The organism is Acinetobacter courvalinii (genome assembly GCF_014635545.1).
GTDB classification, from domain to species: Bacteria; Pseudomonadota; Gammaproteobacteria; order Pseudomonadales; family Moraxellaceae; genus Acinetobacter; species Acinetobacter courvalinii.
On sequence record NZ_BMDA01000001.1, the window covers coordinates 1672365 to 1693824 of the forward strand.

General features: G+C 42.4%; 19 protein-coding genes. 11 read left to right on the plus strand and 8 right to left on the minus strand.

All coding sequences use genetic code 11. The features are described 5' to 3' along the window. Positions 1-3: 3 nt before the first annotated feature. Positions 4-1716: a DEAD/DEAH box helicase gene (locus IEV39_RS07615; protein ID WP_005284882.1), complete on the minus strand. Its 1713-nt coding sequence runs from the start codon at positions 1714-1716 to the stop codon at positions 4-6. A 195-nt stretch (positions 1717-1911) separates the two neighbouring features. On the opposite strand from IEV39_RS07615, the gene IEV39_RS07620 reads away from it, so the two are divergent. Then, a complete protein-coding gene (locus IEV39_RS07620; RefSeq protein ID WP_005284880.1) occupies positions 1912-2877 on the plus strand; it encodes an alpha/beta hydrolase in 966 nt (321 codons plus the stop codon). Between the two features lie 19 nt (positions 2878-2896). Here IEV39_RS07620 and IEV39_RS07625 read toward each other — a convergent pair whose 3' ends face one another. Next, positions 2897-4075 carry a sigma-54-dependent transcriptional regulator family protein gene (locus IEV39_RS07625; protein WP_005284878.1) on the minus strand — a complete coding sequence of 393 codons (1179 nt, stop codon included), beginning with the start codon at positions 4073-4075 and terminating at the stop codon, positions 2897-2899. 124 nt (positions 4076-4199) lie between these two features. Between IEV39_RS07625 and exaC the strand changes: the two genes are divergently transcribed. From exaC to IEV39_RS07650, 5 genes are all read left to right on the plus strand, one after another. Next, on the plus strand, positions 4200-5711 hold the full coding sequence (gene exaC / locus IEV39_RS07630) for an acetaldehyde dehydrogenase ExaC (RefSeq protein ID WP_005229695.1): 1512 nt from the start codon (positions 4200-4202) through the stop codon (positions 5709-5711). Between the two features lie 260 nt (positions 5712-5971). Next, positions 5972-7402 (plus strand): ethanolamine permease, encoded by a 1431-nt coding sequence (gene eat / locus IEV39_RS07635; RefSeq protein ID WP_005284873.1) that lies wholly within the window; start codon positions 5972-5974, stop codon positions 7400-7402. 23 nt (positions 7403-7425) lie between these two features. Continuing rightward, entirely contained in the window at positions 7426-8811 is a 1386-nt protein-coding gene (locus tag IEV39_RS07640) for an ethanolamine ammonia-lyase subunit EutB (RefSeq protein WP_005284869.1), read from the plus strand. A 12-nt stretch (positions 8812-8823) separates the two neighbouring features. Continuing rightward, the gene (gene eutC / locus IEV39_RS07645) at positions 8824-9636 is read left to right on the plus strand and encodes an ethanolamine ammonia-lyase subunit EutC (RefSeq protein WP_005284866.1); all 813 of its coding nucleotides are present in this window, start codon (positions 8824-8826) and stop codon (positions 9634-9636) included. Between the two features lie 118 nt (positions 9637-9754). Next, positions 9755-10468: a glutamine amidotransferase gene (locus IEV39_RS07650; RefSeq protein ID WP_005284863.1), complete on the plus strand. Its 714-nt coding sequence runs from the start codon at positions 9755-9757 to the stop codon at positions 10466-10468. A gap of 417 nt (positions 10469-10885) precedes the next feature. Here IEV39_RS07650 and IEV39_RS07655 read toward each other — a convergent pair whose 3' ends face one another. Next, positions 10886-12613 carry a glutamine--tRNA ligase/YqeY domain fusion protein gene (locus tag IEV39_RS07655; RefSeq protein WP_005284860.1) on the minus strand — a complete coding sequence of 576 codons (1728 nt, stop codon included), beginning with the start codon at positions 12611-12613 and terminating at the stop codon, positions 10886-10888. 167 nt (positions 12614-12780) lie between these two features. On the opposite strand from IEV39_RS07655, the gene IEV39_RS07660 reads away from it, so the two are divergent. From IEV39_RS07660 to nfsB, 3 genes are all read left to right on the plus strand, one after another. Further along, positions 12781-13290: a peptidylprolyl isomerase gene (locus IEV39_RS07660; RefSeq protein WP_005229682.1), complete on the plus strand. Its 510-nt coding sequence runs from the start codon at positions 12781-12783 to the stop codon at positions 13288-13290. A gap of 79 nt (positions 13291-13369) precedes the next feature. After that, on the plus strand, positions 13370-14086 hold the full coding sequence (locus tag IEV39_RS07665; protein ID WP_005284856.1) for a UDP-2,3-diacylglucosamine diphosphatase: 717 nt from the start codon (positions 13370-13372) through the stop codon (positions 14084-14086). A 238-nt stretch (positions 14087-14324) separates the two neighbouring features. Continuing rightward, positions 14325-14978 carry an oxygen-insensitive NAD(P)H nitroreductase gene (gene nfsB, locus IEV39_RS07670; protein ID WP_005284852.1) on the plus strand — a complete coding sequence of 218 codons (654 nt, stop codon included), beginning with the start codon at positions 14325-14327 and terminating at the stop codon, positions 14976-14978. Between the two features lie 34 nt (positions 14979-15012). Here the strand turns inward: nfsB and IEV39_RS07675 are convergent, their stop codons facing one another. From IEV39_RS07675 to tsaE, 5 genes are all read right to left on the minus strand, one after another. Further along, complete coding sequence (locus tag IEV39_RS07675) at positions 15013-15870, minus strand: EamA family transporter (RefSeq protein WP_005284849.1); 858 nt, start codon at positions 15868-15870, stop codon at positions 15013-15015. A gap of 81 nt (positions 15871-15951) precedes the next feature. Beyond that, the gene (hfq, locus tag IEV39_RS07680; RefSeq protein WP_005229674.1) at positions 15952-16467 is read right to left on the minus strand and encodes an RNA chaperone Hfq; all 516 of its coding nucleotides are present in this window, start codon (positions 16465-16467) and stop codon (positions 15952-15954) included. Positions 16468-16559: 92 nt separating this feature from the next. Beyond that, on the minus strand, positions 16560-17504 hold the full coding sequence (gene miaA, locus IEV39_RS07685) for a tRNA (adenosine(37)-N6)-dimethylallyltransferase MiaA (protein ID WP_005284845.1): 945 nt from the start codon (positions 17502-17504) through the stop codon (positions 16560-16562). 6 nt (positions 17505-17510) lie between these two features. Next, positions 17511-19481, minus strand: coding sequence for a DNA mismatch repair endonuclease MutL (mutL, locus tag IEV39_RS07690; protein WP_005284841.1), 1971 nt, complete (start codon positions 19479-19481; stop codon positions 17511-17513). After that, positions 19471-19947 (minus strand): tRNA (adenosine(37)-N6)-threonylcarbamoyltransferase complex ATPase subunit type 1 TsaE, encoded by a 477-nt coding sequence (gene tsaE, locus IEV39_RS07695; protein WP_005284838.1) that lies wholly within the window; start codon positions 19945-19947, stop codon positions 19471-19473. The genes mutL and tsaE overlap by 11 nt, the downstream gene beginning before the upstream one ends. On the opposite strand from tsaE, the gene imm48 reads away from it, so the two are divergent. Then, positions 19941-20462, plus strand: a complete 522-nt coding sequence (imm48, locus tag IEV39_RS07700) for an Imm48 family immunity protein (protein WP_227554506.1) — start codon at positions 19941-19943, stop codon at positions 20460-20462. The genes tsaE and imm48 overlap by 7 nt on opposite strands. Before the next feature lie 38 nt (positions 20463-20500). Beyond that, positions 20501-21415: a pseudouridine synthase gene (locus tag IEV39_RS07705; RefSeq protein WP_005284833.1), complete on the plus strand. Its 915-nt coding sequence runs from the start codon at positions 20501-20503 to the stop codon at positions 21413-21415. Positions 21416-21460 lie beyond the last annotated feature (45 nt).

The window sequence follows — 21460 nt, forward strand, 5'->3', positions numbered from 1 at the left end:
GTCCTATTCAATAAACAGTAAAGCCAGACGAACCTGATCATAGGCCATACGCGGGGTGGTGGCTTCCACGATGGGACGCAACTTGATTGCACCATCATCGGTAAAATGTTCCGGATTTTTACGCTTATGCAAGCGTTTATAAATCTTGCGCACTTCTTCAACCACTTCATCACCAGGATTGGCCACCGAAATATCCAGCCCCTGCTCCTTATGCAGTCGCGCCAGATGATTGATAATCGTGGCAGGCGTTAAACCACGCTCATGCGCAATATCTTCAATTTCATAACCGCCTTCAAATAAAGCACGGGTTTCATCTAAGGTCGCCGCAGCGTAGTTCTGCTTGCCACCTTTGGCAATTTTCTTCTCATTGCGTGCGATTTCAGTCGCATTCAGCGTACCGCCACAATGACGAATAAAGGCATTGTGCTGGGTGGTGAGATCAATATTTTCAAAGTTGGCTTCCGCTTCGGCAGACAGTTCCTGAAAACGGCGATCGGCTTTAATGGCCAGACTATCCAGTTCCAGTGCCTGCTCATTAAAGCCCAATAATTTCAATCCTGTCAGTGACTTCAAACGGGATAAAGCCACATAGCCCTGACCTTTCTCAAAGGTATGGCTTAAATTAATTTCTGCCGCTTCCAGTGTCATGCCTTGGCTTTTATGAATAGTAATCGCCCAAGCCAGACGTAAAGGAATCTGCTGATAACTGGCAATCACCTTACCTGCTTCATTTTCAATTGACCATGTTTCTGGCTCAACCAGAAAAGTGGTGCCATCGGTCAATTTGACTTTCGGCAAAATACCTTGCTTATCATCTTCTTCAAAGCCAATGACTTCGCCCAAGCTGCCATTGATATAACCCATATCAAAGTTATTTTTGACAAACATTACTTTGGCATGTTTTTTAAGGGTCAATTCTTCTGGCGCACGGACTGAAGATTTCAGGGTTTCAATTAACTTTTCATTACCGTCCAGCACTGCATTAAATTGATGGCTTTCATTGTCAATTTCATTGAGATGCTGATAGTTAATATTATCCACATCCATATTATGCGTGTACAACCGGGTAAAGGTTTCCCCAATGTCATGCTGGCGTGACTGATGTAAGGCCGAGATATGATTGTCCTGAATATTTTGCGCCCGAATCGCATTCAAAATCTGGTTAAGAATCTCGTCATCCTGACGATGTTGTTCAGTTAAATAACAGACCCGGAATTTGGCTTCGACCCAGGCATCGGACATAAAACAGAATTTATCACGATTATTTTCATCTTTTCTGCCCACAGGCGGTAACTGGAAGAAATCCCCAGCCACAATCACCTGAATGCCCCCAAAGGCTTCATCACTTTCTTTAAAGTATTTTAAGACCTGATTGACCAGATTTAGCTGCTTGGCATGCAACATGGAAATCTCGTCAATAATCAGGACTTGGGCATTTTCCAAATGCTCTTTTAAATATTTACGCTCTTTCATACGCTTGAGGTCATCATCACTCAAGCTGTCTTTAATTCCGATACCCGCCCAAGTATGAATCGTCATCCCGTTCATATGCGTTGCCGCAATACCGGTCGATGCGGTAATCGCAACCGGAACTTTACGTGCTTTTAAATAATGAATGTACTGATTAAGCGTATAGGTTTTTCCTGCACCAGCTGAACCCGTCAAAAAAACATTTTCCCCAGCTTTAAGTAACTTCAGTGCAGTCTCTTGTTTCATAATTTCTTCAGTCAAAAACAACAGCACATAGCTTAACGATTTTTTGGCAAAAATAAAAATCTAATCCAGTACCAATCTGCGCTCTAACATGAAATGATGATCCGTGACTCAACTGCTGAGATCGTATATTTACGTTGACATCCAGATGTTTTCATTTAAGGTATTTATTAATGAATTCAGACTTGATCTATAAAAATGACGACTTCAAATCTTTATACTTATCAGCCAGATATACTAGGTGAAGATTATCAGCAACTAACCTTAAATTTCGCTGATGATTATGATGGGAAAGTTGTAGCCACGCTGGTACGCAAGAAAGCTGCTCAAACCACAAAAAAAGCAGTTTTATATATTCATGGATTTGCCGATTATTTCTTTCAGAAAGAAATGGCAGAACAGTTTAACCATCATGGTTATGATTTTTATGCATTGGACCTGAGAAAATACGGTCGTTCCAGACTGCCCCATCAGAAATTCTACTATGTACTTGATTTACGCGAATACGATGCCGAAATCAGCAAAGCCCTAGAAATCATTGGACAAGAAAATCATCAACAGGTGGTATTGGCTGGGCATTCGACTGGCGGTTTGATTGTGACACTTTATGCGGCACATTATCCGGATCACCGTTTAATTAAAGCAGTTTGGGCCAATAGTCCTTTTTATGATTTCTACAAAAGTACCATCGAGAAAAAACTCGGCATTCCCTTGCTCAGTGAAGTTGGTAAACGACTACCAAAGGCGAAGTTCCCAAGTGGTCTCAACCCATGGTACACCCCAAGCTTACATCAAGATTTCTATGGGGAATGGGATTTCAATTTAGACTGGAAACCGAAAACCATGCCCTTTGTGAATTTAAGTTTTGTGACGGCGATTCATGAAGCACAAAAAGAAATTCATCAAGGCGTGAGCTTAAGTGTGCCCACCTTGATCATGCACTCACATCAATCCAACAATCCGAGAAAATGGGGTATTGATGCACAGCAGAGTGATGTCATTTTGGATGTCAAAGATATGACACAGAATGCCAAGAAAATGAAAGGTGATGTACAAACTCTAGCGATTCACAATGGTTTACATGACCTTGTGCTTTCAGCTCCACCGGTACGGGAAAAAGTCTATCAAGCGCTGTTTGACTGGCTGGCAGAAAAACTTAAATAACCACATGAGTTTACGATGCTCAGCAGTCACGATAGCGTCTGAGCATCTGCTTTGCAGGATGATCTATAGGTAATAATTCCATCAATCTTTCCACAACGTCAATCGCTTCAGGATTGTATGCCAGATGCTTGAATAAAATATCACTTTCCTGCGCCTGAAAAATCGCATGACTTAACCGCGATTCGATGCAGTCACGCCATGTACACAAAAATGGACTCTCGGTTTTCGCCAGAAAGATACCGGTATAACATTGTAAAGCGCTATTTAAATAGCCCGCATCCAGTGCTTGTTCCAGTTGCAGAAAATCCGCTTCGACTGGAACTTTCAGTTGATAAGGTCGTGAGCCCAAGGCATTTCCTAATCGCTCTCTCAAATGGAACATCTCTGCCTTTAAAGTTCCGATACTGACTTTGCGTTCCCCATACAGTGCTTGATGCAGGTGATCGAGGCTCATCCCCTGGGGACATAACGCTAATATCGTCATGATTTCAATCTGTCGCGGGGTCAGCAGCAGATTTTTACCATTAAATGAAGCCTGAGGGGCCGAAAAGGTTCTTAAATATAGCGATTGTTGTTGTAACTCTTGTATTGCCATTTGAATAATTGAAGCACACCGCTCAACAGCCAGCACCCCCAGACTATTATGATTTTTCCAGGTCGTTGATAAATCTACCACCCCTAAAATCCGTTTGGAGTGAGGATCAACTACAGGAGCCGCATAACAAACCCAGTCATGTACCGAAGTCATGTAATGTTCATTAGAAAATACGCAACTGGATTGCCGGGTTTTTAGAGACAAAGCCAGCGCATTGGTTCCAACCAGCTCTTCCTGCCACTGTCCTCCTGCAACAAAATGCACCCGTTCTGCTGCATTACGCATTTGCGCACTAGTTGCTGTCCAGATAATGGTGCTTCCCACATCTCCAACCGCCAACACCATCGAAGATTGTTCTGCAATATGCTTCAAGTCTTCTTTGCAATACTCCAATGCCTGCATCAACGAACTTTTACTTTCAGTACTTTGATCTTGTAAAGGCGCAGCATCGCGCTCTTTCGGAATATTGGCTTGCGTGGAACGTTCCCATGAACTCGCAATGCTCTGTCCAAGTTTCTCCGCATGTTTTGGATTTAAAACACTTTGGGTACGACATTGCTCGACCAGCATCCTTTGCTGAAGTAGCTCTTTCTTTGTGAACATTTGTAATTTCCTTGTCCATTTACAGGCAGTTCCAACCTTTTCCCAACCTTGGGCAATTTAATCTTTGTTCAATAACGTACTCGGTACTTTATTCAAATGAACTTACACATAAAGGAATATGTTTATGCGCTATATCGATCCTAATCAACCTGATTCCAAAATACAATTTAAAGCCCAATATGAAAACTTTATTGGTGGAAAATGGATAGCACCGGTCAAAGGAGTGTACTTTGACAATATTTCCCCTGTCGATGGCAAAAGTTTTACACGTATCCCTCGTTCAAGTGCAGAAGATATTGAACTGGCACTTGATGCCGCCCATCAAGCCAAAAAGGAATGGAATAAATCTTCTCCAACCACGCGTTCTAATTTACTGCTAAAAATTGCAGACCGGATGGAAGCTCATCTGGAAATGCTGGCTGTTGCTGAAACCTGGGACAATGGCAAACCAGTCCGCGAAACACTTGCAGCGGATATTCCGTTAGCCATTGATCATTTCCGTTACTTTGCGGGTTGTATTCGTGCACAAGAAGGCGGTATCTCTGAAATAGATGAAGACACCATTGCCTATCATTTTCATGAACCGCTGGGTGTAGTGGGTCAGATCATCCCGTGGAACTTCCCGATCCTCATGGCTGCCTGGAAACTGGCACCTGCTTTAGCAGCAGGCAACTGTGTCGTAATCAAACCTGCTGAGCAAACACCGGTTGGGATTTTATTGGTGGCAGAGTTAATTCAGGATTTACTCCCACCGGGAGTCCTGAATATCGTCAATGGCTATGGCGCTGAGGTTGGTCAACCGCTTGCAACCAGTCCACGTATTGCCAAAATTGCTTTCACAGGTTCAACTCAGGTCGGGCAACTGATCATGCGTTATGCGACAGAGAACATCATTCCTGTGACGCTCGAGCTCGGCGGAAAATCACCGAATCTGTTCTTTGCTGATGTCATGGATCAGGACGATGACTTTCTGGATAAAACTCTGGAAGGTTTCGCCATGTTTGCCTTGAATCAGGGCGAAGTATGCACTTGCCCATCCCGTGCCTTGATTCAGGAAAGTATTGCAGATCAGTTTATGGAAAAAGCAATTGAACGGGTAAAACGCATTAAACTGGGACATCCACTTGATACAGAAACGATGGTGGGTGCGCAAGCTTCACTGGAACAACAACAAAAAATCTTACGCTGTATTGATACCGGTCGACAGGAAGGTGCCGAGGTACTGCTAGGTGGTCATGAACGCAAAGCAGTAGGTAATGGTTATTACATTGAACCGACGATTTTTAAAGGCCATAACAACATGCAAGTCTTTCAGGAAGAGATTTTTGGTCCCGTCTTGTCGGTAACAACCTTTAAAGACTTTGATGAAGCGATCCAGATTGCCAATGACACCATGTACGGTTTAGGTGCTGGTGTTTGGTCACGCTCTACCCATACCGCCTATCGTGCTGGACGTGCAATTGAAGCTGGTCGTGTCTGGACCAATTGCTACCACATCTATCCTGCCCATGCTGCTTTTGGCGGCTATAAAAAGTCAGGTGTAGGCCGTGAAAATCACAAAATGATGCTTGATCATTATCAGCAAACCAAAAACTTGCTTGTCAGTTATTCCACAAAAGCAATGGGCTTTTTCTAAGTCCGATATTCAAGGCATCTGTAACAAGCCAGCGTAAGTTTCTTTTTAAAAATCTACGCTGGCTTCTAAAATGAAAATTCACTTCACACAGCGTTATTGGCAGCTTTTTAGACAAAAAGCATTTTTACAACCGTGATTTCCCTTTTATTGCTATGACAACAGATTAAAACATCGATATTCACAATCAAGATTTGCACAAGGTGTGCAATATCGGCATTGCTTTTGCATCTTGCTGATAAATCGAATACATGGAGTTTTGTATGAACAATCAAGAACACACGTCTACATTGTCAGTATCCCCAAGCTCTTCTGAGGATTATTTTGCACAAAGACAGCTTAAACAAGGCGCTGTAGGCTGGTTATTACTCATTGGTCTGGGCGTGGCCTATGTCATTTCTGGAGATTTTGCCGGCTGGAATTTCGGTATCGCCCAAGGCGGTTGGGGCGGAATGTTTGTCGCCACCACAATTGTCGCCTTTATGTATTTATGCTTATGCCTTTCCATGTCAGAAATGGCAACCATGCTGCCAACTGCGGGTGGTGGTTATAGTTTTGCCCGTACGGCTTTTGGGCCTCTAGGGGGCTATTTAACTGGCACGGCCATTTTGATCGAATATGCAATTGCTCCTGCTGCAATCGCCACCTTTATTGGCGCTTATTGTGAGTCATTATTTGGTATTGGTGGCTGGCAAGTCTATCTGGCCTGTTATCTCATTTTTATGGGTATTCATCTTAAAGGTGCTGGAGAAGCCCTCAAAATTATCTTTGCCATTACACTGGTTGCTGCAATTGCTTTGGCTGTTTTTATTTTTGCCATGTTCCCGCATTTTAGTATGCATAACCTGTTTGATATTCCGGCAGGTCAACAACGTGGTGCCAGTTCGTTTCTACCTTATGGTTATTTAGGAATCTGGGCTGCCGTTCCCTATGCAATCTGGTTTTTCTTGGCTGTTGAAGGTGTTCCTCTTGCGGCCGAAGAAGCCAAAGATCCGGCCAAGTCATTACCTCGCGGGCTAATCGGAGCCATGTTAATTTTAACCGCCTTTGCCATGCTGATTTTATTCTTGGGTGCAGGTGCTGCTGGTGCAAGCGCTTTGCAACATTCTGGTGCACCATTGGTTGATGCTTTAGTGAAAGTCTACGGACAAGGTACATGGCTCGCCAATTTTGTAAACTTTGTAGGACTTGCAGGACTGGTTGCCAGCTTCTTCTCAATTATCTATGCTTATTCAAGACAGATCTTTGCCTTATCCCGTGCAGGATATTTGCCAACCTCACTTTCCCTCACCAATCAGAATAAAGCCCCTTATTTAGCGATTATTATTCCAGGCATTATTGGTTTCTTACTGTCTTTAACTAAAGAAGGTGATTTACTGATTTTAATTGCTGTATTTGGAGCAACCATCTCCTACGTGCTGATGATGCTTTCGCATATTAAATTGCGTCTATCCCGTCCACTTATGTACCGCCCCTATAAAACGCCTGGTGGCATTTTTACGTCTGGTATTGCTTTAATTCTTGCTGCTATTGCTGTGATTGCGGGTTTTCTGGTCAACCCAAAAGTCTGGTGTATTGCAGCTACAATCTACGTGCTATTTATTGGCTATTTCATGTTCTATAGTCGCCATCATTTAATACAAGGTACACCAGAGGAAGAGTTTGCTCATCTCAAAAGCAATGAACAGGAATAAATCAGCAGATTAAGGAGAATCACATGCGCTATCGTCAAATCGTGGCTCAACAACAATACAATTTTGCCGACTTGAAAACCTTGATGGCTAAAGCCACTCCTTTACGTTCTGGTGATCAGTTGGCGGGTGTGGCAGCCCAAGACGCCACAGAACGCGTTGCTGCACAAATGACACTTGCAGAAGTTCCACTCAAAAACTTTTTACATGAAACAGTTGTGGACTATGAAACAGATGAGATTACCCGACTGATTATGGATGAACATCGGGCAGACCTGTTTGCCCCGATTGCACATTTTACTGTGGGCGATTTTCGTAACTGGTTATTAAGTGAAAATGCAACGACCGAAAAACTGCAACAGCTTGCTGCTGGTTTAACGCCCGAAATGGTAGCCGCTGTCAGTAAAATCATGCGCAATCAGGATCTCATCTATGTCGCAAGCAAATGTGAGGTGATTACTCAATTCCGAAATACCATCGGTTTAAAAGGTCACCTATCCACACGTTTGCAGCCCAACCATCCAACCGATGATGTATTGGGTATTTCTGCCAGTATTTTAGATGGTCTGATGTATGGCAATGGTGATGCCGTGATCGGGATTAATCCAGCAACAGATAATCTGCATAATTTATCTGAATTACTAAAACTGATCGATCATGTCATTCAGGAATATCAGATTCCCACCCAGTCTTGTGTTTTGACCCATATCAGTTCAGGTATTCAACTGGCTGAAAGAAATGCCCCGATTGATCTAATGTTTCAATCCATTGCAGGTACACAAAAAGCCAATGAGGGTTTTGGTATCTCTCTTGCCATGTTGCAAGAAGGTTATGAGGCGACACTTGCGCTAAATCGCGGTACGGTAGGTCACAATGTGATGTATTTTGAAACCGGGCAAGGCAGTGCCCTGTCCAGCAATGCACATCATGGCGTTGATCAGCAGACCATCGAGACGCGAGCCTACGCCGTTGCGCGTAAATATAATCCCTTACTGGTGAATACGGTCGTCGGCTTTATTGGTCCTGAATATCTTTATGATGGTAAACAGATTATTCGTGCAGGCTTAGAAGATCATTTTTGTGGCAAATTACTTGGCGTTCCGATGGGCTGCGATATTTGTTATACCAACCATGCCGATGCTGATCAAAATGATATGGATGTACTTTTAACCCTATTCGGGACAGCAGGCATTAACTTTATTATGGGGATCCCTGGTTCAGATGATGTCATGTTGAATTATCAAACCACTTCCTTCCATGATGCACTTTATCTCAGGCAATTACTTGGACTCAAACCTGCACCTGAATTTTCTCACTGGTTAGAACAACAAGGAATCTTGAGGCAACAGCAGCACCAGATTCATTGGGCAGAGCAAGTCCCTACTCAATTTTCCAAACTGTTCATGCATTAAGGAAGAGCAAAAATGAAACTTTCAAAAGATATCCAATATCCAGCCCAGTCTCATCAAGATCAGTGGGAAACGCTAAAACAGTTTACTGATGCCCGCATCGCGATTGGACGTGCAGGATGCAGTATTCCGACTCATGCATTGCTCGATTTTCAATTGAGCCATGCTCAAGCAAAAGATGCAGTTTTCCAGTCTTTAAATGTCGAATTACTGGCTGAGCAGCTACAACAACTGGGATTAAATCCAGTACATGTAAAAAGTCAGGCTGAGCATAAAGAACTCTACTTAAAACGACCGGATTTGGGGCGATTGCTTTGTAGCCACTCTATTGAGCAACTTCAGCAAGTAAAGTCAGATGGCCAGTCTTATGATATCTGTATTGTAATTGGTGATGGTTTATCTGCGCGTGCCATTGAAGAAAATGTACTACCTTTTATTCAGGCACTTATTCAGCCTTTTTCTGAACAACACTGGTCTTTAGCCCCTATTGCTATAGCCACTGGCAGTCGCGTCGCCTTAGGAGATGAAATTGCCGAAATTTTCCAAGCACGTATGCTCATTATGCTGATCGGGGAGCGTCCCGGCCTTAGCTCTCCAGACAGTATGGGCCTTTATTACACTTGGGAAGCACATAGTGGCTGTCTAGATTCACAGCGTAACTGTATTTCCAATATTCGCCCTGCGGGTTTAAGTATTCCTATTGCAACACAACGCCTACTGGCTTTGATGCATAACTCCAGACAGCTGGGACGTTCTGGCGTTGATCTCAAAGATGAGCATGTCGTCCCTGTAATGGAAGAGACTTATAATCGTAAGCTACTATTTTGACATGCTTTTTAAATAATAATCCGCCCTTCTTGCTGTAACTTGATACAGGATGAGCCCATCTGCGGTATAAATGCATTAAGATACCTAAGTTTCCTCTATCCATCCTTGGTACGCGATAATGACAAAGTCCACCTTTATGAAAACCGTGAATGTAATTCAACATCTTGCCTTTGAAGATCTGGGTTCTTTAGAAGATGTCTTTTATCAGCTCGGTTTTCGCGTACGTTATTTTGAAGCAGGTGTCGATGATCTCAGTCCGGCCCTGAATTATGAAGGCCTCACTGTAATCTTGGGTGGACCAATTGGGGTATATGAAACCGAAGACTATCCTTTTCTGCTCGATGAAATTGTCGGACTGAAACAACGTTTGAAAGCCAATAAACCCACCATCGGCATTTGCTTAGGCGCACAATTGATTGCACATGCATTAGGTGCAAAAGTTTATGCAGGGCAGCAAAAGGAAATTGGCTGGAGTCAGCTAGAGATCAAAGCGGTTGAAAATAATCCATTAGCATCACTTGAGCATGTAGAAGTATTGCACTGGCATGGCGATACTTTTGATTTACCAGAACATGCGACCTTATTGGCAAGTTCAGCAATCTATCCTAATCAAGCCTTTTCTGTCGGTAATAATATTCTGGCTTTACAGTTCCATCTTGAAGTGGTCGGAGAGAACTTTGAAAAATGGCTGATTGGCCATACCTGTGAAATACATCATGCAGGCCTGTCTATCCCTCAGCTCAGAGCAGATAATTTGACCTATGCCATGCAACTGGAACAACAGACTGCAAAAGTCGTGCAACACTTTTTGAATAACTTAGAAAATGCCTAATTTCCAAAGCTTCAAAAAACAGCATCTCATCTCAAGTGCTTTAATTTTTAAAGCACTTCTTTTTCTCCCACCTCCAAATAACCCCCTGAATGAAAATAAAGAAATAAATACATTTTAGACAGAAAATAAATACGCTTTAGGACAAATATAGCCCTTGGAAGGCTGAAATATTGAAAGAGAATTCAATTCATTCTAATGTTCAATGAATATGCAGTGATTGCCAAATAATTGGTAATATTTTTGTGATTGAGAAAAATGGTTATATTAAAATTCATCAAAAGTTTTCATACGCTGAATACGTATTTATTCCTAGCTTCTGTTTTATTCCTTGTGCTATTGGTTTATTTTTATCAAATCAATCCGCTTTAATCATGTCCAATTAAAAAAGGGCCTAATCTATTTAGGCCCTTTTTACTCTTACTTCTTGTCGGCTTTAAAACTGTCTTTCAGATCAAGGATACGGTTAAACACCGGTTTTTCTGCCTGATGATCCTGCTGATCCGCCACAAAGTAACCTTCACGTTCAAACTGGAAACGATCTTCAGGTTTTGCTTGTGCCAAAGCAGGTTCAATCACGGCCTGAACCACTTTTAATGATTCTGGATTCAGATGAGCCAAAAAGTCATCATCTGCATCTGGTGCGGCTTCGTTAAACAAACGATCATAAATGCGGACTTCAGCCGGGACACCTTTGGTCGCAGAAACCCAATGAACCACACCTTTCACCTTACGACCTTCAGGATTTTTACCTAAAGTCTCCGGATCAATTGAACATTTAAGCTCAACCACTTCACCATTGGCATCTTTAATCACTTCATCACATTTGATCACGTAAGCATGGCGTAAACGCACCTCACCCTCAGGAATCAAACGCTTAAAGCCTTTAGGCGGTACTTCTTCAAAATCTTTACGATCAATATAAAGTTCACGCGTTAACGGAATAATGCGTTCGCCCATATCCACGTTCGGATGACGTGCATGAGTGAGTTCCAATTCTTCAGGTAAGTTGGTAAGCGTGACTTTAAGTGGGTTCAATACTGCCATACCGCGTGCTGCAGCATTTTCCAATGACTGACGGATACAGAACTCAAGCATCGCCACATCGACGATACCATCGGTTTTTGAAACGCCAACACGCTTACAGAAGTCACGCAAGCCTTCAGGGGTGAAACCACGGCGACGCATCCCCACCACGGTTGGCATACGTGGGTCATCCCAGCCGTGTACATAGTTGCCTTCAACCAGTTTACGCAATTTACGTTTCGAGGTAATGGTATAGTCAACATTTAAACGAGAAGATTCGTACTGACGTGGTACTGCTTGCGAATGAACTTTCTCGACAATCCAGTCATAAAATGGACGGTGATCCTGGAACTCTAGGGTACAGAGTGAATGGGTAATGCCCTCAATTGCATCTGACAATGGATGAGCATAGTCATACATTGGATACATTTTCCATTTATCACCGGTTTGGTGATGCTCTGAATGCAATACACGATAAAGAATCGGATCACGCATATGCACATTCGGGCTGGCCATATCAATTTTGGCACGGAGTACAGCACCGCCCTCTTGGATTTCACCATTACGCATTTGTTCAAAACGTGCCAGGTTCTCAGCAACTGTTGCATCACGGTAAGGTGAGTTTTTACCTGGCTCAACGAAATTACCGCGGTTTAGCTTGATTTCCTCTGGAGTTTGCAAATCCACATAGGCATCACCTTGTTCAATTAACTGAACCGCCCATGCATATAACTGATCAAAATAACCAGAGGCATAACGTGGCTCGCCATCCCAGTTAAAGCCTAACCATTTTACGTCGTTGGCAATACCATCAACATATTCTTGTTCTTCAGCATCTGGGTTGGTATCGTCAAAACGCAAATTACATAAGCCATCGAATTCTTCGGCAATCCCAAAGTTCAAACAAATCGCTTTCACATGACCAATATGCAAGTAACCATTTGGCTCAGGCGGGAAACGTGTCACTACTTTTTGGGTACGACCTTCTTTTAAATCATCAGTAATGACTTGACGAACAAAATCTAAGCCTGCCTGTTGTTCTTGCTGCGCAGCATCGACAGAGGCTTGAGTATTCGGCGTCGGGGTCTTTGGCAGTTCTGAAACAACATCATTTGGCTTCATAGGGTGTAAATCACTTCTTACAGTTAAAAATGGGAAATAAAAACGCAATCTTTACTATTTATGAAAGATTTTAACGTTTTTTACTTGCCTTGTAGTTTACAGTTTGCTTATGCTTCTCTCAACCAAAAACCCATGGTCAATTTGCCCATGTTTAGGAGATTAATGTAATGAGTTTTCCTCAAGTCGAATTAAACACCAACAAAGGTCGTATTGTTCTTGAGCTTAACGCTGAAAAAGCACCAAAAACGGTTGCAAATTTCTTAGAATATGTACGTGACGGTTTCTATGACGGCGTAATTTTCCACCGTGTGATTGATGGTTTTATGATCCAGGGCGGTGGCATGGACGAAAACTTCAAAGAGAAAGCAACGCGTGATTCAATCGAAAACGAAGCTGACAACGGCTTAAGCAACGATGAAGGCACAATTGCAATGGCGCGTACTCAAGCTCCGCACTCTGCTTCTGCTCAATTCTTCATTAATGTTAAAAACAACTCGTTCTTGAACCACACGGGTAAAACAGCTCAAGGCTGGGGTTACGCTGTATTCGGTAAAGTCGTTGAAGGCATGGACGTTGTTGAAGCAATTAAAGGCGTTCGTACAGGTAACCGTGGTTACCACGCTGACGTTCCTTTAGAAAACGTTGTGATTGAATCTGCTAAAATTATTTCTGAATAATAATCTCTCCTGAGTAGCCTCGCTACGCAGGTCCCTCTTTGTTAAAGAGGGATTTAGGGAGATTAAAAAGGATAAAAATGTGACCTATCTGTTTATCTCAGATTTACACTTGTCACCTGATCACCCTCGACTCGTTCGAGGGTTTTTGGCTTTACTGGACGAATACAAGAATAAAAATACCCAGCTCTATATTTTAGGTGACTGGTTTAATGCCTGGATTGGCGATGATTACACTGCTCCATGGTTGGATGAAATTGTCACTGCCCTACAATCCTTTTCTGCTGCTGGTAATCAGATTTACTTCCAAGTCGGTAATCGTGATTTTGCCTTAGGCCAAAAATTCTTGGACCAATTCAACGCTATTTTACTGCCCGATGTTTATACCCTAGAAATTAATCACATTAAATTCCGACTTGAACATGGCGATGCCTTATGTACCGATGATGTGGCTTACCAGCGTTTCCGCAAAGTGATTCGTAATCCAGTGTTATTAGGACTAATAAAACGAACGCCGCTCAGTTTTAGGCAAAAACTTGCCAACGGTTTCCGTAAAAAAAGTAGTGCAACCAAACAGCTCAAAAGTTATGACATCATGGATGTGAATGCTCAAGCCGTAGAATCCGTGATTGAACAGGTTGATTATTTAATTCATGGACATACTCATCGTCCTGAAATCCATCAACTGCAAAATAAGCAGCGTATTGTATTAGGCGACTGGCGTGAAGATACAGCCTGGATCTTAGAGCTCAATCCACAAGAAAATTATCAATTAGATTTTAAACAGTGGCATTATTAAGTATTTAACTAGCTTGCTTACTAAAATATCTATTTCTTATTTCTGTACTTTTTAATGTTTAAATTCATTTCAATCCCCGCGCGATATTAGGTCTTAATCTTCTTACGCTGGATCAGCGTTTAGTCATTCTGATCAAGCGCATATACCACTTAAATCGATATCAAAATCACATTTAGCTACTTTCAGCGGCAGTAAGATCAAGTAAAATAAATGAAACTTTTAATTGAGTGAATGACGGATGGATACCTTAGCTACAGCAAAAACACGTTATGCAACCAAAGCTTATGATGCAGAGAAAAAAATTCCAAAACAGCAGTTTGAAAAGCTTTTAGAAATTTTACGTTTCAGCCCTTCTTCTGTGAATATCCAGCCGTGGCATTTTCTGATTGCTGAGACAGATGAAGCTAAACAACGTATCGCATCAGGATTGACGGGCAACTATGTATATAACGCTGCCAAAGTGCTTCATTCTTCGCATACTTTAATCTTTTGTACACATACTGATATCTCGGCTGAGTATTTAGAACAGTTATTGCAACAGGATGATCTCAGTGGCCGTTTTAAAGATGAAACAGCCAAACAGGGACAACGCACGACACGCGAAGGCTATGTCGAGTTTTATCGTAATGAACTGAAAAATCTACCTGCCTGGATGGAAAATCAGACCTATCTGGCATTAGGACAATTACTTTTTGCTGCAGGTCTGGAAGGCATCGACGCCACCCCAATGGAAGGCTTTGATCGTGATACCATCAATCAGGAATTTGGATTAACCGAAAAGGGTCTAAAAGCCTCGGTCATCGTGGCGTTGGGTTATCGCAGTGACAGTGATTTTAATGCCAAACTGCCTAAATCACGTCTCCCTGATGACGTGATTTTCACACGTTTATAAGCATTCAAAAAAGGGAGTATTGGTTACTCCCTTTTTACATCATGGCTTTTGCCAAACAAAGTACCGCAACAATACCACTGACCAAACCAATCCAGGTATAGGCCTGTAAACGTTCTTTAAAGAAGATCACCCCACTCAATACACCTAATATCACCACCAGAATATTCATACCCGCAAAAACAATGGCAGGCGTTTCCTTGAACAGCATATGTGCCTTGACATATAAAGCGATATTGGCAAAATTCAGTACACCGAGCACTAAACCCGTAAAAATATTTTTAGGCTGCCAATTCGGCTGTGTAATCGCGATATATGCAATTGAAAGGATAAAAGCACCAATAAAGGCAAGATTCAGCGTAACAGCCGATTGAAGCCCCAAACTACTGCTGTATTTAAGCAGCACATCAATTGCAGCATAACCCGCCCAGACACTGAATAAAAACAACGCAGATTTTAAATTGATGCCTTTACTGGCCTGCTCCGTGGCCTGACCAATAATGATGGCTAAAATTGCGATGATTCCCAGAACCACACCAATCAACTTAATCTGACTAAACTGCTCACCAAAAATAAAATAAGCGGCGAGTAATGACAAAATCACCGCAAGTCGTTGCGCAATTTCTGTTTTAAGAATCCCTGCGAATTGCAATGATTTTGCCAGACATAAAAAAATACTCGGCAATAGCACAGCAAGCACTAAAATCAGCCACCAAGGCGTGTGATTGAAAGAAATATGGGTAAGATCGGTTTTAAACCAGTAATAACATAAAATGCTTGCACTTAAATAATTCCATGCAATCATTTGAAAAACATCGAATCCCTTGGCTTTCAGGTATTTCAATACAATCGAGACGAGAACACTACAACATGCCGCAGCAACAATCATTTCCATAATATTTATTCTAGCTTTTTAAAACACAAAAAAATGCCAGTCGATTAAAAGACTGGCATTTTCTTAAAGATCATCGATCAATTAACGATTATTTTCGTCTTCTTGACCATCTTCAAATTTAGTTTCGCCATCAAAGCCACCTTGATGACCGCCGCCGAAGCCGCCTTGACCACCGAAGCCACCTTGACCACCGAAGCCGCTTTGACCGCCACCGAAGCCACCTTGACCACCGAAGCCACCTTGACCGCCGAAGCCACCTTGACCGCCGAAGCCACCTTGACCACCGAAGCCACCTTGACCGCCGAAGCCGCCAGTAGAACCTTGACCACCGAAGCCACCAGTAGCGCCTTGAGCCGGGAAGCCACCTGCAGCGCCTTGAGCACCAGCTGGACGTGGGTTACGCGCAGGAACAACTGTAGAAATCGCGTGTTTATAAACCATTTGGCTTACAGTGTTCTTCAATAAAACGACATATTGGTCAAATGACTCAATGTGTCCCTGCAATTTGATACCGTTTACAAGGAAAATAGAAACTGGAATACGTTCTTTACGGAGAGAATTTAAGAACGGATCTTGTAAAGTTTGACCTTTAGACATTTTTAACTCCAAAAAATTTTTAAATCAGCGCAAAAAAACTATCTTTATTTTTCAACTAAAAATTATTAAAAAGACAGCTTGCGAATTTTGCTTTATCCAAAGAAGTTTCGCAAGTCTTCTTTCGCCTGCTTTATCGTCACGTAAGTTTTAAAATCGTGTATTTCTTGCAAAGAACGTAACCAAGTGTATTGACGTTTTGCTAATTGCCTTGTAGCAAATAGCGCTTTGTTCTCCATTTCTACTTTATTTTCGAGACTCAAGTCACTTTTTAATAAAAATTCTAAAGCTTGACGATAACCGACAGACCGCATCGATGGTAAATCATCATTTAAATCGTATTTTTCAATCAACCTCTCTACTTCATTCAAAAAACCCATATCCCACATCTTGCGCAATCTTTGCTCAATGCGTTGATGTAACTCTAACCGATCTGGCATCAATGCGTAGTTATGAAATGTGTAACGATATGGTTGATTTTTAGGTTGTTCAGCTTGTAATTTTGTTATGGGTTGACCGGTAATTCGATACACCTCCAGTGCCCGAATAATCCGCTGTTTATCTGATACTTTAAACTTTTGTCCCGCCACAGGATCGACCGCAACCAGCTCATCATAAACCGCCTGCCAGCCTTCCTGCTCTGCTTTAGAACTGATTGCATCGCGTATACTTTGATCTGCATTCGGTAGATTATCAGCCAGCCCTTCCAGCAAAGACTTAAAGTACAGCATGGTTCCACCCACCAGAATCGGGGTCTTGCCACGCGCATGCATATCATCAATCAATGGACATACATCTTCTACAAATTGTGCTGCGGAATATACTTCTAATGGCGTAATAATATCGATTAAATGATGCGGATACTGCTCCTGCTCTTGTTTGGTCGGCTTGGCCGTACCAATGTCCATATCTTTATAAACTAAAGCCGAGTCTACTGAAATCAGCTCATAATTACCACGCTCGTAAAGTTCACATGCCAATGCGGTTTTACCACTTGCGGTAGGCCCCATTAAATTGATTACGGGCAATTGATTTGACATGTAAAACTACTCTCCTCGAGCAAATAATTTATCTAGTTGATGCAATGGAAACGCGCGCCAGGTTGGACGACCATGATTACATTGACTGGCGAATTCGGTCTGTTCCATTTGACGTAATAAGGCATTCATTTCTGAGAGGCTTAATTGTCGATGGGCACGTACTGCCCCATGACAGGCCATGCCCGCCAAAAGCTCATCACGTTTTTGCAATAAACCTCTCGCCTCATCATTGGGGTCCAGATCATTTAATAATTCTGGAATCAGATTAGCAAAGTCAGCCTTGTGCAAAATCGCAGGAACACCACGTACAATTACCTGCTCATCGCCATATTGATCTATTTCCAGACCTAAACGTTGCAATTGCGGCTGTAGATCCTCGATCCGCGTCGCCTGCATGCGGGTGATCGAAACCACCTTCGGAATCAGCAATTGCTGTGAGGTCCAGAACTCAGGCTTATCCCATGCCGATTTCATCTGTTGTAACAGAATCCGCTCATGTGCAGCATGCATGTCCACAATAATCAGGCCTTCCGTATTCTGAGCAAGAATATAGATGCCATGTAGCTGTGCGATTGCAATACCTAACGGAAACTCATCCACTCGAGATGACATTGCTTGATCATCTGTTACTCCCCCTTTATCAAGAGCTGGAGAGATTTGCTCATCATCACGCAAAGGTGCCAGATAGGTTTTCAAGGCATTATTCAGTTGAACTGAACCGTTGTAACGTGGTTGCTGAGTTTGCGCTGAATTGTACTGTATTGCCTGCGGGCGACTCTGATGAAAGTCGGTCAATAAATCGGTCGACACCTCGGCAGACTGGGCGGCCTGTGGTGCAGCTTCTACAGCGGCACGATGCAGATTAAATTGTTCCTGATATTTTGGCTGTGCTAGGGCACTGAAATTATTCTCTGCCCCATCTGTTTTCATGGCCTGTGCCAGATCAGCTGTTGCCGTCTGGAATTGCGACAAAGTTGCTTTGGCATAATGCCGTACGAACTCATGCACTTCACGCTGGTTCAGAAAACGGATTTCGTGCTTGGTCGGATGCACATTGACATCAATATTTTCAGGATCAACTTCTAAAAATAACAGATAGGATGAATGTTGATGACCATGCAGAATACCGTCATAGGCCATACGTAAGGCATGCGAAATGGTCTTGTCCTTCACAATACGACCATTCACATAGACATATTGCAAATCGGCCTGTGCCCGCGCATCGGATGGATGACCCAGCCAGCCAGATAAACGCATATTAATACTATCCGAATCGATCCAGTAGGCATTCTGGATAAATTGCTGTCCCAATAATTGTTGCACCCGCTGATAACGTAATTCGCCACTATCCGCGATCGGCAGGTTTAAACGGATATTATCGTTATGTTCCAGTACAAATCGAATATCGAAATGGGTTAAAGCCAGACGACGCACAATTTCTTCAATATGATTATATTCTGTGGTCGGTTTTTTTAAGAATTTACGGCGTGCAGGCACATTAAAAAATAAATCCTGCACCCGAATATGCGTCCCTTTCTGGGCAGCCACCGCCTGAATCTGCTGATGATCAAATGCTGTCCCGTTCACTTCAACCTGATAGCCAACACCCTGCTCATCCTGACTGCTGGTCAAGGTCAAACGCGATACAGCTGCAATCGAAGCCAAGGCTTCACCACGAAAGCCCAGACTCACAATCGCGTGTAAATCATCTGCAGTCTGAATTTTGCTGGTGGCGTGTCGCATCACGGCTAAAGGTAAATCTTCCGGATGAATCCCGTTACCATTATCAATGATTTCAATCAGGGTTGAACCGCCCTGAGCAATCCGGATAATCAGTTCAGTTGCGCCCGCATCAATCGAGTTTTCTAATAATTCTTTGACCACTGATGAAGGACGTTCAATAACCTCACCCGCTGCAATCTGGTTGGCTAATGCAGCATCAAGGGTATGAATACGACGGGTTGAATCATGCGCCATTCAATTGTTCCTGCAAAATTTGAATTAAAGATTCTGATTCTGTAGTTAAGGTGACAGACCGGGTCAACTCATCCTCTGATTTTTGAATATCAATCACGATATCCGGCTTTGGAATCTCATCGCCACCTTTGGATGGCCATTCAAACAGAAATAAGGCGTCAGGCGTTTCCAGATAATCACGAATTCCCATCAACTCCAATTCATAAGGATCATCCAGGCGATAAAGATCGAAATGGAAAATTTCTTTACCCTGAATGGTATAGGGTTCAACCAGCGTATAGGTCGGACTTTTTACTGACCCTTTATGGCCGAGATTTTGTAAAAAATAACGGGTAAAGGTCGTCTTGCCAGCACCCAGATCACCAATCAAGTAAATAATGCCTGAATGCACATGTTGAGACAGGATGCGTGCAAACTGTTGGGTGTCTTGTTCATGATTTAATTTAAATTTCACTGAATATGACATGGCAAATAGAACAAAATTGGGATGCTGGCTATGATAACATTGCCCTGCTTCAAAGCCTAATCCATAGAAAGAAGTTGCTACTTTTTAAAACAACTTCTAAATTATTTTCTGAGGAAACTGTTGTGGAAGAACATCGGATACTCATTTCGAAATTTACGCATCAGCTTTTTTTATCCATTGGGAAACCTTTTGAAAAAACAACTGAGCTAGAAAGGCAAATTCTTGCGAGTTTTAGTTTCGGTGCCATTCATGCCCAATGTTTTTTAAATCAACTACCCGCTTTAGAGATTCATAAACTCGCCATTTTTATTTTGACTGCAGAATTTAAATATACCCCTCAACAAGCTAAAGATTTCGTAGAGCATCTTATTCAAGTTGCTAGCGACAAAGAGCTTCACCCGACCACTCATGCAATCATTCATAGAGGAATTGATGGACACAGGCAATTCATCAATTCTGATTATGTCAATCTAAGCAATAACATCAACGGTATACTTACTCTGATTTGCCCTTAAAATGCGCATCTTGATTTTTAAGGGCATAATTTAACTCAATGAATAAATTCTCAAATACAGATTTTACTCCGCCACTGATCGATGGCGTGAGTGCCAGTAAAGTTTTTTTACCTCATGATGGTTGTGCAAATACCATTTTTGACTATCTCTGCCAGCATTTTCCTCATATCCAGCCAGAAGAATGGCAACAACGCTTTGCCGATGGGCTGATCTATGCAGCAGATGGCACAAAACTCGGTATCGACAGCATCTACACACCCAATACCCACCTCTTTTATTATCGTTTTCTGGCAAACGAAATCCATGTGCCCTTTCAGCATGAAATTTTATTTGAAAATGAAGATTTGCTGGTGGCCGATAAACCGCACTTCCTCACCATGACGCCAACTGGACAATATGTTCAGGAAACACTTTTGGTAAGATTAAAAAAGCAGACCGGTTATGCTGAGCTCACACCTATTCACCGACTGGACCGTGAAACGGCGGGAGTGGTTTTATTCTGCAAAACACCTGCAACCCGCGGCATTTATCAGCAGCTGTTTGCCGAACGCAAAGTCAAAAAAAACTATCACGCCATTGCTGCCTATCGAGCAGAACTCAACTTTCCACAAAGCTTGCAATTGCATCTGGAAAAAGGCAACCCTTTTTACACCATGCAAATTAATCTCGATAAAACCCCGAATACGGAAACAATGATCGAGTTGCTGGAACACAACCAGCACCTTGCAAAATATCTGCTCAAACCGACAACAGGAAAGCAGCATCAACTACGCGTCCATCTCAACTCTCTGGGCATTCCCATCTTAAATGATCCGTTTTATCCAGTGGTCGCACATAAAACAGATGATGATTTCAGCCATCCATTACAGTTGTTGGCCAAGGAGATTCATTTTGTTGATCCGGTATTACAACAGCAAATGCACTTTAAATCTAATTTCGAACTGACACTGTAAATACATCGTAATGACAAAAATTCTATTTTTTCACCTCAAAAATAT